Here is a 16173-nt window from a genome sequence, read left to right on the forward strand (position 1 = left end):
CCGAGTCATCGGGCAGACCTCAGTGTCTCGCCGACATTTTTGGGCCTGCGCGTCGTCATTCGCGCCAACTCGTCGCTCTTACGCGAATACCGGCGGACGGCGTTCGACCGCGGTGTTAGCATTCCCCGCCAGGCGACCCAGACTGTGCCAGACGAGGAGAAGAATGAGTAGCACTACTGCCCCGCGATCACGCCGTGCGTCGACCAAACCATCCCGTGCGGGTTTTCGGCCGGATATCCAGGGGCTTCGCGCGTTCGCGGTGTTAGCGGTCATCGCCGACCACCTCTTCGCATGGCCGACGGGAGGCTTCGTCGGCGTCGACATCTTCTTCGTTATCTCCGGCTTTCTCATCACGGGTATCTTGCTCAAGGAGTTTCAAAAAACGGGGCATATCTCGTTCACTGGCTTTTACGCGCGCAGGATTCGACGGATCGTGCCGGCCACCATCCTCGTTATCGGCGCTACTCTCGCCGCAGCTCGAGCACTCTTCCTGGGAAACAAGTTCGACGCGACCGTCTGGGACTCAATCGCGTCCTTTTTCTTCTTCGCGAACTGGCGGTTTGCTAGCACCGGTACCGATTATTTTGCGCAGGGTGGCGCGCCGTCACCCCTTCAACACTTTTGGTCGCTGTCCGTTGAGGAGCAGTTCTACTTCGTGTGGCCCTGGCTCATGCTCGGGATTCTTGTGCTGGCCACGAAGGCTCTCAAGGCAACACCGGCGAAAGCAATTAGTTTCGCCGGTACCGCGATGGGCGTGATCATCGTCGGCTCCCTCGCCTGGGCGTTCTATGAGTCCGCCGCGTCATCGACGGTCGCATATTTCTCGCTGTTCTCCCGCACGTGGGAGCTTGGGATCGGAGCGATCCTGGCGATCTTCGCCAGTCGCTTCGCGAGCATCCCCACCGCGCTACGACCGGTCTTGGCGTGGATCGGTATCGGCGGTATGTTCGCCGCCCTGTTCATCATCGATTCGGGAACCGTCTTCCCGGCGCCAGGCGCCCTTCTTCCCGTTCTGTCCGCGGGACTCGTTATCGTCTCTTCTGCCGGTGGCACTGCCCGTTGGAACTTCCTGCTCGTGAATCCCGCCGCGAAGTACATCGGAGATATCTCTTACAGTCTCTACCTTTGGCACTTTCCGGTAATCGTGTTCACGGCGATCCTGATTCCAGATCTCGGCTTGCCTTACTTCATGACCGTGCTCGCCGTGACGGCAGTGCTCTCCATCACCTCCTACCATGTCGTCGAAAAGCCCATGAACCTCTCTCCGCTCTTCAAAGGTGGATCGTGGCACACGCAGCTTGAGGCATGGAAGAAATGGCGTAAGGAGAATGCTAACGTCAAGTACTACGGTCTTGGCTTCCTCGCCGCGGCGACAGTCGCGGTCGTGGGAGTGACCAGCGCGCCGCCACCGGCAGAGGAATACGTGCGGCCAGTCGCGGGGCCGAGCATGACGGCCACCTCGAGCGGCGCACCGGTGGTTGACACTCCTGGCGCAAGAGCTGAGGCTGCGCTGAAGGCGGCACTCAAGTCGACATCCTGGCCTGCCACGACGAGCCCATCGGTCGACAATGTCATTGATGAGGGTACACCTGACGAGGTGGCATTAGGCTGCGGCCGGACAAATTTTGATGACCCGTCATCATGCTCATTCGGCAACACGTCGAATCCGGAGATCGTCGTGTACGGCGATTCGCTCGGCATGACGCTGATGCCGACCGTCCGAGCGGCCTTCGAGGATCGTTACCACGTGCGCGGTGCTACCGCGACGGGCTGTGCTGTCATCGACCTTGATGTTGTCTTTACTCCGGCCGACCGGAAAGCTGGTTGCCTCAGCCACAGAGACAACTCACTTGCCTACATCAATAAGGTCAAGCCCGTGGCAGTCTTTGTGATCGAGAACTATAACTGGTCCCTTCCGAACAAACTAACGTCCGGTGCAACCGGTGCAGCAGCGCAGGCGGAGTGGAAAGCGGCGGCAGAATCCTTCGTGCAAAAAGCTTCGCCGTCGGGCGCAAAAATCATTTTCGTCTCTCCCCCGCCTGAGGGAAAGCAGATCGCGGATTGCTATACTCCGGTAGGAAAGCCGTCATCGTGCGAATCCCGTGTTCAGGATACCTGGACTCAAATTCATCAAGTAGAGCCCACTGTCCCCGGCACTTCCTACATTGACACGATGAACTGGTTCTGCACGGATGGCAAGTGCCCGATCCTCTCCGGCGACTACATTATTAAACGAGACTTCGTACACCCGACTCAGCAGTATGCGCGCAACGAGAACCTCGTCGCTGACTTCCGGGAGAAGGCCGAGGCGTTTCTTCAGGCCTCCGGCTGATTCACGTTTGCTCTGGCTGCCGTTCACTTCACGTGAGCGGCGCCGGCGCTGTGAATGCGAGCTACGCCTTTGGTTGAGCCGGATGAACGTGTCCCCTCGGCTACATGTAAGGAGAAAGTGGCACGCTGCTCTGTCAGACGTCGCCGATCGAACCGGACCTCTTCCCTTCGACATGAGGATGGGAAGGGAGAGTGGTGACACCAGCGATCAAAGATTCGCAGTACATCACGAAGGGTGAGCGCGGAGGAACGCCAGGCCGGATTCTTGTGCTTCGTCCGGCTGGCTGGCGGTTGTCTCGACGTCTAAACTCAATTTGGAGAACCGCACTTTTCTGAGTTCTCATCGTCCAATTGGCCTGTCCTCTGATGGTCACATTTAAATGCAAGACCGATGCCCTATTTGCTACTCGTTCCGGCCGTCATGTTCCCGAGCAGCTGGTTGGCGAGTGCTAATAGCTTGGGCGCGGGTCGTGAGCGCTTCCGACGAATTCGAGGAACCGGAGTCGGAATGATTGCTTGCGCTTGCCGTTAAGGCGTTCGGGCACGTCGATGGCGTTATTGTGCATCACGCCCGCGGCATCACTGCTCGTCTTGAGGACCTTACGGCTCAGGGGATCGATCGGTCCTTCGCGGTGAACGCTCGATCAGCGGTGCTGTTGGGTCAGCGAGCGCGTCTGGCGGAGGGGCGTTGGGGGCAGTGAGAGACAACCCGCTCCTCGTGACCCGGCTTCTCTCGGACGATGGTCGTTGGGCCTACGATCGACTCCGGGGAGGGATCCAGACTCCGGGGAGGGATCCAGACGGTGGCGGGTCCCGTCGTGCCTGCTCGCGGTTCTTGTACGCACCAAAGCGTACTGCCCCGGGAGGTCCCTCCGGGCCGAAACGTGTGGAGAGGCGACCGGTGTCCGTCTCGACGGAGGAGAGTGAAACGGGTTGGTGCCCTCGGCAGGACTCGAACCTGCGACCGTCAGATTAGAAGGCTGCTGCTCTATCCGCTGAGCTACGAGGGCGTCCGGCCAGGCTACTACGCCGGTTCCGCAAGTTCGGCTGCAGACGTCCCGTGCCGCGGGGTTCACATGGTCGGAGCGGTCACCGTTCTTCAGAGTTGACCGAGATCGGACGTCAGGGTCGAAACGTGGCGCGCGGATGCTTTCTTCCGGTGGCCTGACCCTCATATGAGGACAAGCATGACTTGCTCTTGTAACACACTGGCAAATCGGAGGCAACATCGGCGTGTTTCTCACTCTCCGACACTTGAGTGGGGGTGAGGCACCTAGTCTGAAGGTGTTCGGAATTACAACGACGTAACGAACGGAGGTACGACCATGCTGATACTCGCCATCCTCGGTGGAATCGCCGTCGCGTGGACGATCGTCGCGGCACCCCTTGCCGTGCTGGTCGGCCGAGTCGCCCGTGCACGCGATGCACACAGCTAGTACGGATGACAAGCACCACCCGCACTACAGAGAAGGCCCCGACCGCAGCTGCGGTCGGGGCCTTCTCTGCTCTTCTCGAAGTCCATGAAGACTTCACTCACATCGAATCAGTCGGACGGACGCTCGGAGGAAGCCGGGCGGTCACTCGCGGGTGCTGTCGGCTGGAAACGCGCTTCATCGGTTTGGACTGTTGCCGCATCAATCTCCTCGATCGGCTCGGCGTCCGGTCCATCGGTGTCCGGCGCGTCGCCATCCCGGGTCGGCTCCGGCGCATCTTTGGCAGGTGCGTGACGGTGTGACTCGATCGGCGGTAGCTCTTCAACAAATCGCTCTCGTGACGGAACGTCGAGGCGGTCGACATCGGCGAGAAGACGACTCGTCTCATCCTCAGACATGTCGCCCGCGGCCGGGGGAAGCACGATCGTCGGAGCCGAGGAGCGCGCAGAGTCACTACCGGGATCAGAGGAACCTGCTCCGACGTCCACGGGAAGCCCGGACGACGAGGGCCGAGACGTCGGCTCGTCCGACTGCGCAGTTGCAACGGGACGCTCCTCCTCCACCCCGCTCCAGTCGATGTCTTCTGTACGCTCGCGCCCAGTCTCCGAGAAACGCCAGCGTTCGAGATCTGCCAGGAAGGCCTTGCGTGCGCGGCCAGGTCTGTCGCGCCACTGCACGAGACGATCGCGGAACTCGCCCACGCTCGCCTGGGTCTGGTAACCGCCGGTGGTTGACGTGTGCTTCAGTTCGGCAAGTTCGTGAGCTGCCCAGTTGGCGGCCACCCCGGAGCCCTTGACGGGAAGGAGCCTGAGATGGGTCTCGGCCTGCGCCGATGCGCGATCACTCAAAACCCGCTCGGGACCGCTCAACACATTCCAGGCGGAGGCGTCGACTGCCGCATCGACGAGCGTCGCGATGATCGCGTTCTTCCTCTCGTGCTCCTGCTGCCGAATGAGGCGCGCGATCGACGCGCGGAACACGGACGCGACGATGACCACTCCGATCACCACGGCTACCAAGACCACCACGGCTGTGACGATCGCCTGGTACCCCTCGCCCGTGCGGATCCAGGACATGAACTCGTTCCACCACTGCATGACGCGAACGCTAGCCCGGGTGGTATCCGCGGTCTGGTCGGCACGCCGCCGTGGGCGGGTATCGGCGCGGCGGAGGCGCGAAGGGACTAGGCGACACGAAAAACCTCGACGGCATCATCGACGCTCCAGAACTCTCCGAGCTGTGCGCCGGCCGGCATGCCCGCGCGTAGCAGGCGGGCGCGGTACCGCTCGCCCTGCGGATCGTCGACCAGCTCGATGTGGCCGATGACGGCCCCGGAGCCGGTGTTGACCCGCCAGAGGCGCGGATTCACCCGCGTGAGCGTCGGCGGAGTGCGAATGGCGTGCAGCGTGGACAGGGACATCGGGTTCCTCCTGCTCGGTACGTACAGCACCCGCTTGCCGAGTGCTCCCGTAGGTTACGGCCGACCACCGACATACACACGCGGTGCTCAGCGCACGGTTGTCCCGTGGACGGCGAACTCGTCAATCGCGGCCATCTCGTCCGCCGACAGGGACCCGAACTCGAGTGCAGCGACGTTGTGCTCCAGCTGGGCGACGCTCGATGCTCCGATGATCGCGCTGGTCACCGTCGGGATCCGCAGCACCCAGGTCAACGCGAGCTGGGCCAGTGACTGACCGCGCCGTTGAGCGAGAGCGTTCAGGCCGCGAGCGCGGGTCAGGTAGTCCTCGTCGATCCGTTCCGAAGAAAGAAAGCGCGAGGTGGCTGCGCGCGAGCCGTGCGGGACGGTGCCGTCGAGGTAGCGGTCGGTCAGCAGTCCCTGCGCGAGCGGAGAGAAGACGATGCAGCCGGCGCCGAGCTCGTCGAGAACGGGGAAGAGCCCGCGCTCGGGTCCGCGGTCGAAGAGGGAGTAGCGCGGCTGATGCAGGACGAGGGGAACGCCGTGCGCCGCCAGCGCCTTCTGGGCGGCGCGGGTCTGCTCGGGGGAGTAGTTCGAGATGCCCACGTAGAGCGCTTTGCCCTGCTGCACCGCCGAGGCAAGCGCGCCCATCGTCTCCTCGATCGGCGTCTCGGGATCGGGGCGGTGGGAGTAGAAGACGTCGACGTAGTCGACACCGAGGCGATTCAGGCTCTGGTCGAGCGAGGAGAGGAGGTACTTGCGCGAGCCGCCGTCGCCGTATGGTCCTGGCCACATGTCGTAGCCCGCCTTTGAGGAGAGGACAATTTCGTCACGGTAGGGCCGAAAATCCTCCGCGAAGATCCGTCCGAAGGCGGTCTCGGCGGCACCGTAGGGCGGGCCGTAGTTGTTGGCCAGGTCGAAGTGGGTGATCCCGAGGTCCAGGGCACGGCGCAGGATCGAGCGCTGCGTATCGAGTGCACGGTCTGAGCCGAAATTGTGCCAAAGGCCGAGGGAGAGGGCGGGGAGCTTCAGGCCGCTCCGTCCACTGCGTCGGTATTCCATGCGGTCATAGCGGGCTGGGGCGGCGTCGTAACTCACGTGGGGACTCTATTCCAGGGACCATCTCCATTCCAGGGTCTCCCTCGACGGAATGCAGAGGTTCACGAGGGTGTTGGATGAAGAGACGTGCCCGATGCCTCGGATGCGTCGATGCGACAGGAAGTGAGTCACACGCAATGCGCACATTCGTACTCGCCGGAGGATGCTTTTGGTGTCTGGACGCCGTTTATCGCGTCCTCGACGGCGTGACCGACGTTGTCTCCGGTTATACCGGCGGCCGAACGACCGAGCCCGACTACGAGGACGTCTGCTCGGGTCGCACCGGGCATGCCGAGGCCGTGGCCGTCACCTTCGACCCGGACGTCATTCCTGAGCAGGTCATCCTCGACGTCTTCTTCACCCTGCACGACCCGCGTCAGCTGAACCGCCAGGGCAACGACATCGGCACGCAGTACCGGTCGGCGATGTTCTACTCCTCCGACGAGGAGAAGGAACTCTTCGAATCCGCCCGCGAGCGCGCGGCTGACTGGTGGGACGGACCGATCGTCACCGAGATCGCTCCGCTCGGCGTCTACTACGCGGCAGAGGACTACCACCAGGATTTCTTCGCAAAGAATCCAGGCCAGGGTTACTGCCTTGCGGTCGCCCAGCCGAAGGTCAACAAGATCCGAGCGTCGTATTCGAAGTACATCACCGCCGCATAGGCCTCCTCCACAGGGGCCTCTTTCGCGGATCTCTCCCCAGAAGGGCCTGCTTCCACCTCGGAGGCAGGCCCTTTGTCGCGACACTGATCCTGCGGCGCCCGAGTGGTACCAGCCCCCTCCACTCGGGCGCCGTCCCTGTCGCGGTCGCGACGGGTGCGACCAACGAGAGGACACCACCATGACCGACACGCTCACCGTTATCGGAGTCATTGGGACCGAGCCGCGGAGCATCGACACCTCCAACGGCACCTCGATGACCACGTTCCGCTTAGCCTCCGCCCAGCGGCGTTACGACCGCGCAGAACAGCGCTGGGTCGACGGCTCCACCAACTGGTACACGGTCACCGCGTTCAACGGACTGGCCGGCAATGCACTCGCGTCGCTGGCGCGCGGTGATCGCATCGTCGTCACGGGACGCCTCGGGGTTCGCGCGTGGGAGGCTGGCGGAAAGTCGGGGACAGACGTCGTGCTCACCGCCGAGGGGATCGGGCACGATCTGGCCTGGGGTACGACCCGGTACACGAAGACGGTCAACCGAACGGCTGCTCCGTCGGCACCGGTTGCCGAACCGGGATGGAGCGACCAGACGTCGGACGGCGGCGATGCCCCCAAGGACTGGGCCGCAACCCCCGAGGCCCAGCCGGTGGTGGCGGCCGGAGCGGCCGGAGCGGGCGGAGTGGATCCCTCGACTTCGATAGAGTCCGTGGGTACGCCGTTTTGAGCGGGGGCCCGGAAGGAGATCCGCTGCCCGGAAAAGGAGCCTCGTGACGACACGGAACGCTCGGTCGCGGCTCCTCGGAGCACTCGGCGCTTGTGCACTCGCTGCTGTTCTCAGCGGTTGCACCGAGCCCGGTCCTGCAGCACCGATCGCTACCCACACCGCCTCCGAGGATGGTTCTTCCACCCCTGCCGCATACGTTCCCGGCGGCACAGCCGAGCAGAACCTGCCGGCCTTCGATCAGGTTCTGCGCGCCGTAGCCGAGGCCGATCCGCAGGTACCCGGCGTCTCCGTGGTCCAGGCGCTGACATCGGCAGGCTTCCCTCGCGAAGCGATGCAGTTGACGGCGGACGAGACGTCCGTGGGACTGGATGCCGACTCGGTTCAGGTGTCGGTCAGGCTCGGCGACTCGTGCCTGCTGGGTCAGTACGGACCCAAGAGCGGCGGCGTGCATGCCGTCGTTGCCGCTCCGATTGCGACCGGCGCGTGCCTCGTCGGACGTACGGTGCCTCTCGACGGTTGATGCGTCGGCCTTACTAGCGTCGTCTGCTGCCTGACCAGGCTCCGCGGTCCTCCGGGTGGGGCGTTGTCTCATCTTCGGAATGCCTCACGATCGTTCTCGACCCTGAACGCGAAAGATTCGGTCTCGCGGTGCGTGGCAGGGCGACCGATGCTGCGTGCCGCAGCCTTTTTGTCAGGCTCTGCAGCACATCCATAGCACATCTGTTCAGTCGAGAGGTCGAAGGACGGGCAGGAGGGAGTCCCCCAGTTAGAGCGGAGAGAAAGCCGGAATGCACGTGCGGGAAAGCAGTGGGGCTTGACACTCGAAGGGCGTGTTCCTCTTCTTTGCAGAGAATAGTGGCGCCGGATATGCTTCGACGGCTGATCATTGGGGAGTGCTTCTCCTGCGCTTCGAGAACAACTGGTCGACGAGTGAGATCGGCACGACAACCACGACGATGGGGGACCACCGAATGATTGCTGACCGAGCGCACCAGACAATGCGAGCGAGGTGGCTGCGTTCCGCAATCGCCGTTGCCAGCGCCGCCGCTGTCGTCGTCGGAGTGATGAGCGGCACTGGATCGGCGTCGGCCGAGACCCGGAGGATTCATGTGTCGACGTCGCCCTACAACTGGTCCGTCTCAGAGCAGTACGGGGCATCCCAGGTCGCGCCGGTCGCCGGTGACGCCACGGAACTGGACGTCACGTTGTCGCCCTCGGCACGCCCAAACTCGCCGTACCCGAATTTCTCGACCGTGAACTGGACCCTAGGCGACAACGAATTGACCGGCAGCAGCACGCTGACTTCGGGGAGCCGCACATTCCGTATCCCGATGAAGCGAGCTCTGTCGACGTTTGGTGGCGGAAGCGTCGCTCTCCAGGTCTCGGCGCAAAAGGAGCCGATCGCCGCGGCTTCGATCCCGTCGGGTCAGCCCTTTGATGTCGGATACGAGCTGTTCACCACCGCCACCCTCGCCCTCGGCTCGCCTGCCGGCGGCAGCGTCGGCCGCGTCGACCTGTCTGCCGACGCCGCCTCCTTGCAGCGTGGGGGCTCGTTTTGGGGTCTCAACGCGACCGCGACTGCGGTCGCCGGCAGCGACGTCGTCGTCCTGGAGTCGAACAAGGCCGGCTTCTTCGATCTGCAGGGCATCGGTGCAAGCGTCGGGCCAAGCCGCTCCGAGCGCGTCTCTGCCCAAACCTCTGTCGACAGCGACAAGTCCGCGATCTCCGTCACTATCCCCGCCGCCGCCTACGACGCCTACAAGGACCGCGTCGGCAGCGTCATCCAGGTCTCCGGGATCAGCCGGGGCACAGCGCAGCCAGCGGGCGCGACGGTAGACGTCGACGCGTCCGTCCGCTTCACGAGCGCAGGACCGACTGCGCCGACCCCGACAGCCACGCCCACTCCGACAGCGACCCCTACCGCGACTCCGACGACCCCGCCGGTCAAGAGCCCCACCGTCAGCCGGATCGCGGGCACCGACCGCCAGGGCACGGCGGTCGCGGTCTCCAAGCGCACCTTCCCGGCGAACGTCCCAGTCGTCTACGTCGCGACGGGCCAGAATTTCCCCGACGCACTGAGCGCCGGACCCGCCGCGGCAAAGCAGGGCGGACCGCTTCTGCTCGTCGATCGCGACTCGATGAGCCAGGTCGTCCGCGACGAGCTGACCCGTCTGAAGCCGGCAAAGATCGTCGTCGTCGGCTCCGATCTCAGCGTTGGCAGCCAGGTCTACTCCGACCTTGCGGCTTACGCAAAGAATCGCGACATCCGCCGTCTGGGCGGAGTCGACCGCTACGACACGTCGAAGCTGATCATGCAGTACGCCTTCTCGGGTGGCTCCTCGACGGCATGGCTCGCGACAGGCGAAAAATTCCCCGACGCTCTCAGCGCGAGCGCAGCGGCAGGAACCGCTGATGCTCCGGTCGTCCTTGTCAACGGCACCGCTCATTCGGCGGACGCCGTCACCCGCGGGATTATCAGTGGACTGGGCGTGAAGAGGCTCACGATCGCGGGCTCCGAACTCTCGGTGAGCGCGGGGATCGAGCGCTCGCTGCGTGGACCAGTCATCACCCGGATCGGCGGGACCGACCGCTACGACACCTCCGAGAAGCTGAACAAGGCCGCTTTCACCAGCGCGAGGACCGTCTACCTCGCCACGGGAGAAAACTTCCCGGACGCGCTCGCGGGCGCCACCGCCGCCGGCTTCACCGGCAGCCCGCTGTTCGCTGTGCAGCCGACCTGCGTGCCAAGGGCCGTCCTCGCTGACATCACAGCATCGGGTGCGAGCGAGGTCATTCTGCTGGGCAGTGCGAAGACGCTGTCTGACTCGGTCGCCAAGCTGACGCCCTGCGGCTAGTCCGTGCGTTCTTCCACTGGCACGCCCTCCCCGTCGATGCTCCCGTCGGCGGGAAGGGCGTGTCAGTGGAATGCAGGGCCCCCTGCTGCCGACGCAGCAAGCAGACTTCCCGTTATCCTCGAACATGCGGACGGTCCCGCGCTTCGCGCTCCGCGTGCGGGCGAGGCCCGGCGTTCCGCCCCCAGCCCGGACCTTCGCTTGAGCGCGGAGAACAGGCCGAGCGGGCAACGCGACTCCGCGTAGACCTTCGGAACTTGAGGACTTGGTGTGGCTGAATACATTTACTCGATGGTGCGCGCTCGCAAGGCGGTCGGCGACAAGCTGATCCTGGACGACGTCACCATGTCGTTCCTGCCCGGCGCGAAGATCGGTGTGGTCGGCCCGAACGGCGCCGGCAAGTCAACGATCCTGAAAATCATGGCGGGCTTGGACACCCCCAGTAACGGTGAGGCGCGGCTCAGCCCGGGCTACTCCGTCGGCATCCTGATGCAGGAACCGGAACTCGACGAAACCAAGACAGTGCTCGAGAACGTTCAGGAGGGCGTCGGCGAGATCAAGGGAAAAGTCGACCGCTTCAACGAGATCTCGCTCGCGATGGCCGACCCAGACGCCGACTTCGACAGCCTCCTCGCCGAAATGGGCACCCTGCAGGAGGCGATCGACGCCGCTGACGCCTGGGATCTCGACTCGCAGCTGGAACAGGCGATGGACGCGCTCCGTACCCCGCCGGGCGACTCGCTCGTGACCAACCTCTCCGGTGGCGAGAAGCGCCGGGTTGCGCTCACCAAGCTCCTCCTGCAGAAGCCAGACCTGCTGCTTCTCGACGAGCCCACCAACCACCTCGACGCCGAGAGCGTGCTCTGGCTCGAGCAATTCCTCTCGAAATATCCGGGTGCCGTGCTTGCCGTGACCCACGACCGGTACTTCCTCGACAACGTCGCGGAGTGGATCGCCGAGGTCGACCGAGGCCACCTCTATCCCTACGAGGGTAATTACTCGACCTATCTCGAAAAGAAGCGTGCGCGCCTCGAGGTGCAGGGCAAAAAGGACGCCAAGCTCGCCAAGCGCCTCACCACCGAGCTCGACTGGGTACGCAGCAACGCGAAGGGCCGCCAGGCCAAATCCAAGGCGCGCTTGGCGCGCTACGAGGAGATGGCGTCCGAGGCCGAGAAGACGCGGGTGCTCGACTTTGACGAAATCGTAATCCCGGTCGGTCCGCGTCTAGGGGCTCAGGTGATCGACGCGAAGAAGCTGCACAAGCAGTTCGGCGAGCGCGTCCTCATCGACGACCTCAGTTTCACCCTGCCCCGCAACGGCATCGTTGGGGTGATCGGGCCAAATGGCGTCGGCAAGACCACGCTCTTCAAGACGATCGTCGGCTTCGAGCCGCTCGACTCGGGCGACCTGAAGATCGGCGAGACGGTCGACATCTCCTACGTCGACCAGAGCCGCGGCGGGATCGACCCGCAGAAGAACCTCTGGGAGGTCGTCTCGGACGGCCACGACTACATCACGGTCGGCAAGACCGAGATCCCCTCGCGGGCCTACGTCTCGCAGTTCGGCTTCAAGGGCCCGGACCAGCAGAAGAAAGCCGGCGTGCTTTCTGGCGGCGAGCGCAACCGCCTCAATCTTGCGCTGACGCTCAAGCAGGGCGGCAATCTCCTCCTGCTCGACGAGCCCACCAACGACCTCGACGTCGAGACCCTCGGCAGCCTCGAGAACGCGCTGCTCGAATTCCCGGGTTGCGCCGTCGTGATTACTCACGACCGGTGGTTCCTCGACCGGATCGCGACCCACATCCTCGCCTACGAGGGTACTGAGGAGGATCCGGCGAACTGGTACTGGTTCGAGGGCAACTTCGAGGCGTATGAGGAGAACAAGATTGAGCGGCTTGGCCCCGACGCCGCTAAGCCGCATCGCTCGGCCTATCGCAAGCTCACCCGCGACTAATGCGCATACACGTCGCCATCCCGCTGCGCTGGTCGGACTTCGACGCTTACGCGCATGTCAATAACGCCGAAATGTTGCGCTTGCTCGAGGAGGCGCGCATCCAAGCTTTCTGGAGGCCCGACTCTCCTCAACCGGGCGGGAGAGCGACGGCGGTGCTCGACGCCCGTCCGGGCGCGCCGTCGATCACCCTGATCGCGCGGCAGGAAGTCGAGTACCTCGCGCCCATCCCCTACATGCGGGCGCCCATCGACATCGAGCTATGGATCGGGCGGATCGGGGGCGCGAGCCTCGAGGTCTGCTATGAGCTGTACTCACCAGAGGGAGTCGTCCCGCGAATGCTCTACACCAGGGCGGCGACGACCCTCGTCCTCGTCACCGCCGCCACCGGACGTCCGGAGCGGATCCCGGAGGCGCTACGACACGCTTGGGCTCCCTATGTTGAGGAGCCGGTCGCGTTCTCGAAGCGCGGTTAAGCGCTCATTCGAGCGGGACCCGTACCATACCCTCCTGCGCCACGCTCGCGATCAGCGTGCCCTCTCGCGTATAGATCCGCCCGAGCGAGAGGCCGCGCCCGCCCGAGGCACTCGGCGCCTCCTGCACGTAGAGCAGCCATTGGTCGACGCGGGCAGGACGGTGCCACCACATCGCATGGTCCAGACTCGCAATCCGCAGCCCCGGCGTGGTCCACGAGGCTCCATGCTTGCGAAGAGTTGACTCGAGGATCGTGTAGTCGCTCGCGTAGGCCAGGGCGGCGCGGTGCAGCATCGGATTGTCGGGAAGTTGCCCGAGCGAGCGCATCCAGACGCTCTGATGAGCACTGCGGTCGGGGTCGGCGCGGAGATAGACGGGCTGCTCGACGTGTCGGACGTCGAAGGGCCGCTGCGTGGCCCAAAAACTGCCCACGGGATGCTCCACTTTGCCGAGTGCCTCGGCGGTGCTCGGCAGCGATTCCGGGTCGGGAACGCCCTCGGGCATCGGCGCCTGATGGTCCAGTCCCGAGTCCTCACTCTGGAACGAGGCGATCATCGAGAGGATTGGCCGGCCGTTTTGGTAGGCCTGCGTCCGCCGAGTGCAAAAGGAGCGACCGTCGTGGATCCGGTCGACCGAGAACGTGAGGGGGAGGGTGACGTCGCCCGGGCGGAGGAAATAGCCGTGCATCGAGTGCACAGCGCGGTCTTCCACCGTGCGTCCGGCTGCGATCAGTGACTGCGCGAGTACCTGACCGCCGAAGACCCGCCCCTCGGGCATCCACTGAGAGGGGCCCGTCGAGATGTCTTCGCTAGTGCGGGCGCCGGTGTCGACGAGGTCGAGCGCGGTGAGGAACGAGGACAGTGGATCGGGCACGGGACCTCCGGGGTGTCGGGCAGCGGGGCGCGCGGCCTCGGGTAAGTTTATGGGCGCGATGAGTTCGTCCTTCTCCCTGGCGGATCCGCCGAGCCTCTCGGATCTGCGCGTCTTCCTCGGTCGCTCGGCCCGCGTCGAGGATGGCGCTGTCCGTCTTCTCGCCGACGACCATGTACTGGCCGCCTACACGCCGATTCTGCAGCCCCGCGGTTTGCTCGACCGCTCGGCCACCGTTCTCGGGCTCCGGGTGTTCGCGCTCGACGAGTCCGCCGGATTCGACCGGGTCGTCCCGATCCGCGCTCTGTCCGACCGTCTGGCGCACTTGCAGTGGGAGCCGGGCGGAGCCGAGGGGAAACCGGTGGTGCTGCCCGACGGCGACGACGCCACTGCTGGTTCGTGGGCGGGCGTGTCGCCGCCTCGGGGCGGCTGGGTGCGGCGGGAGCCGGTGGATCCGCTTGTTCTCGATCGTGTCGCCCGCGAGGGCATCAATGAGATCGCGGCGGCCGTGGGTTCGGAAACCGGCGAGCACATCGTCGGTCGCGTGCGGTCCTCAGTGTGGGGACGTCCGCTGAATGGGTTCGAGGACGTCCCTGCTGGGGCGGCGTTCGCGCTCTTCGCGCTCGGTTTCCTCGATGCCGATGATCCGGTGACACTGCTCGAAAGCGGAGCGTGGCGGCGGCTCACCTCGCGGCGCGGACATGTCCTCGTCCGGACTCCGGGCTGAGACGGCGCGGCTGGTCCTCGACGCGCGAGCCCCGCGGGGCCTACTCCTCGACGGTGTTCACCATCGCGTGGGCGGCGCGCTCCAAATAGTCCCAGAGCAGAGCGTCGTCTGCCGGTGCCAGTTCGAGTTCGTCGACCGCGATGCGCATGTGCTGCAGCCAGTGGTCGCGCGCTTCGGGGTTCACCCGGAACGGCTGGTGCCGCATCCGCAGGCGTGGGTGCCCGCGCTCCGCGCTATATGTACCCGGGCCGCCCCAATACTGCTCCAGGAATCCCGTCAGGCGGTGGATCGCACCCTCGAGATCGTGCTCGGGATACATCGGCCAGAGGACCTCGTCCTCACGAACGCCTTCGTAGAAGCGGCGGACCAGGCGCTCGAACGTCGGCCGGCCGCCGATGGTCTCCCAGAAGCTTCGGAGCCCAGGCGTCCCGCCGATCTGCATGCCACTCATGAGCGCGCTCCCTGCTCGGGGGGAGTCGTGCCGCCGTCGTCACGGCGCTGCGGATTCGTGGAGCGCCGGAGGGCGCGGGGGAGGCGGACCGGTTTGCCGGGCTCCGTCGTGACCGCCGGCGAGGGCGTCGTCCGAGGCGGTTTCGCGCCTCCGACGCTCGTCGCTCCCTCGAATCCTTCGAGAACCACGGTCGAGAGCGAAGGCAGCTTGACGTCGAGCGCGTCGAGCGCCTTCTTCAGGCGTAGGCGCAGCTCGCGGGCGACGTCGTCCTTGGCAGTTGTGCGGGTCTTCATCACGACGCGGATGACGAGGGCGTCGTCAGCGATCGACTCCAGGCCCCACAGCTCCGGCTTGTCGATGACGCGCGTGCGCCACCGGCTGCTGGCTGCCAGCTCGTTCGCGGTGGCAAGGACGCTGGACTGCACTTGCTCGAGGTCGCTCTCGTAGGGGATCGCGAGATCGACGATGACCCGCGACCAGCCCTGCGACATATTGCCCACGCGGACGATCTCGCCGTTCCGGACGAACCAGAGGGTCCCATTGACGTCCCGAATCTGTGTGACGCGCACCCCGACAGATTCCACGACGCCGGTCGCCTGACCGGTGTCAACGACGTCGCCGACGCCCAGCTGGTCTTCGGCGACCATGAAGAGTCCGTTCAGCACGTCCTTGACGATGTTCTGGGCGCCGAAGCCCAAGCCTGCGCCGAGTGCGGCGGTGAGCAGGGCGAAAGAGCCGATCAAGTCTTTGTCGATGGTGCTGACGATCATGACCAGGGCGATTACGACGATGAGGATCGAGCTGATGTTGTTGAGGATCGAGCCCAGGGTGCGGGTGCGCTGCACGACTCGCACGGCGGCGAGCGGTGAGGAGGCGATTGCCTGGGTGTCGTCGGTCTGCTGACGGCGCTTGACGCCCGAGACGATCTGGTCGACGACGCGCCCGATGACGAAGTGCGCGACCACACGCACGAGCAGCGCGCCAAGCACGATGGCGAGGATCGCGACGATCTTCCAGAAGGCGGGCGAGTCAAAAAACGACACGGTTGCGGCGACGGGATCCGGGGTGGAGGTCTCAAGAAACAGCATGACCCGACCAGGCTACGGGACGCCCTTGCCGCTCATCCGGTGGACCGCTGACGCGACCGAGAACCGATCGGTCTGCGGCCCCTGTGGAGGCGAATG

14 protein-coding genes and 1 tRNA gene are annotated in these 16173 nt (G+C 64.9%); 8 read left to right on the forward strand and 7 right to left on the reverse strand.

All coding sequences use genetic code 11. The features are described from left to right. The first annotated feature begins 163 nt into the window (after positions 1-163). Positions 164-2332: an acyltransferase family protein gene (locus B0H03_RS03205; protein WP_104264687.1), complete on the forward strand. Its 2169-nt coding sequence runs from the start codon at positions 164-166 to the stop codon at positions 2330-2332. A gap of 933 nt (positions 2333-3265) precedes the next feature. Here B0H03_RS03205 and B0H03_RS03210 read toward each other — a convergent pair. The 4 genes from B0H03_RS03210 to B0H03_RS03225 all read right to left on the reverse strand — a co-directional run bounded on the left by B0H03_RS03210 (position 3266) and on the right by B0H03_RS03225 (position 6279). Continuing rightward, positions 3266-3341 (reverse strand) — tRNA-Arg (locus B0H03_RS03210). Between the two features lie 533 nt (positions 3342-3874). Beyond that, a complete protein-coding gene (locus B0H03_RS03215; RefSeq protein WP_104264688.1) occupies positions 3875-4861 on the reverse strand; it encodes a prolipoprotein diacylglyceryl transferase in 987 nt (328 codons plus the stop codon). Positions 4862-4947: 86 nt separating this feature from the next. Beyond that, a complete protein-coding gene (locus B0H03_RS03220; RefSeq protein WP_104264689.1) occupies positions 4948-5184 on the reverse strand; it encodes a hypothetical protein in 237 nt (78 codons plus the stop codon). An 87-nt stretch (positions 5185-5271) separates the two neighbouring features. Next, the gene (locus tag B0H03_RS03225; protein WP_104264690.1) at positions 5272-6279 is read right to left on the reverse strand and encodes an aldo/keto reductase; all 1008 of its coding nucleotides are present in this window, start codon (positions 6277-6279) and stop codon (positions 5272-5274) included. Between the two features lie 137 nt (positions 6280-6416). On the opposite strand from B0H03_RS03225, the gene msrA reads away from it, so the two are divergent. The 6 genes from msrA to B0H03_RS03255 all read left to right on the forward strand — a co-directional run bounded on the left by msrA (position 6417) and on the right by B0H03_RS03255 (position 12943). Beyond that, positions 6417-6944, forward strand: a complete 528-nt coding sequence (gene msrA / locus B0H03_RS03230) for a peptide-methionine (S)-S-oxide reductase MsrA (RefSeq protein WP_104264691.1) — start codon at positions 6417-6419, stop codon at positions 6942-6944. 178 nt (positions 6945-7122) lie between these two features. Next, positions 7123-7665 (forward strand): single-stranded DNA-binding protein, encoded by a 543-nt coding sequence (locus B0H03_RS03235; RefSeq protein ID WP_104264692.1) that lies wholly within the window; start codon positions 7123-7125, stop codon positions 7663-7665. Between the two features lie 43 nt (positions 7666-7708). Further along, complete coding sequence (locus B0H03_RS03240; protein ID WP_104264693.1) at positions 7709-8185, forward strand: DUF6993 domain-containing protein; 477 nt, start codon at positions 7709-7711, stop codon at positions 8183-8185. A gap of 373 nt (positions 8186-8558) precedes the next feature. Continuing rightward, positions 8559-10520 carry a cell wall-binding repeat-containing protein gene (locus B0H03_RS03245; RefSeq protein WP_104264694.1) on the forward strand — a complete coding sequence of 654 codons (1962 nt, stop codon included), beginning with the start codon at positions 8559-8561 and terminating at the stop codon, positions 10518-10520. A gap of 267 nt (positions 10521-10787) precedes the next feature. Continuing rightward, positions 10788-12470, forward strand: a complete 1683-nt coding sequence (gene ettA / locus B0H03_RS03250; RefSeq protein WP_104264695.1) for an energy-dependent translational throttle protein EttA — start codon at positions 10788-10790, stop codon at positions 12468-12470. Next, positions 12470-12943, forward strand: coding sequence for an acyl-CoA thioesterase (locus tag B0H03_RS03255; protein WP_104264696.1), 474 nt, complete (start codon positions 12470-12472; stop codon positions 12941-12943). Before ettA ends, B0H03_RS03255 begins: the two co-directional genes overlap by 1 nt. A 4-nt stretch (positions 12944-12947) precedes the next feature. On the opposite strand, the gene B0H03_RS03260 is transcribed toward B0H03_RS03255, so the two are convergent. Continuing rightward, positions 12948-13814 (reverse strand): acyl-CoA thioesterase, encoded by an 867-nt coding sequence (locus tag B0H03_RS03260; RefSeq protein ID WP_241560389.1) that lies wholly within the window; start codon positions 13812-13814, stop codon positions 12948-12950. A 58-nt stretch (positions 13815-13872) separates the two neighbouring features. Here B0H03_RS03260 and B0H03_RS03265 point away from each other — a divergent pair, with 58 nt between their 5' ends. Then, positions 13873-14538, forward strand: a complete 666-nt coding sequence (locus tag B0H03_RS03265) for a DUF8185 domain-containing protein (RefSeq protein ID WP_104264747.1) — start codon at positions 13873-13875, stop codon at positions 14536-14538. A 40-nt stretch (positions 14539-14578) separates the two neighbouring features. Here the strand turns inward: B0H03_RS03265 and B0H03_RS03270 are convergent, their stop codons facing one another. Beyond that, positions 14579-14989 (reverse strand): globin, encoded by a 411-nt coding sequence (locus B0H03_RS03270; protein WP_202129983.1) that lies wholly within the window; start codon positions 14987-14989, stop codon positions 14579-14581. Continuing rightward, entirely contained in the window at positions 14986-16077 is a 1092-nt protein-coding gene (locus B0H03_RS03275; protein WP_104264697.1) for a mechanosensitive ion channel family protein, read from the reverse strand. Before B0H03_RS03275 ends, B0H03_RS03270 begins: the two co-directional genes overlap by 4 nt. Positions 16078-16173: the final 96 nt, after the last annotated feature.

This window comes from Rathayibacter iranicus NCPPB 2253 = VKM Ac-1602, assembly GCF_003149025.1.
GTDB classification, from domain to species: domain Bacteria; phylum Actinomycetota; class Actinomycetes; order Actinomycetales; family Microbacteriaceae; genus Rathayibacter; species Rathayibacter iranicus.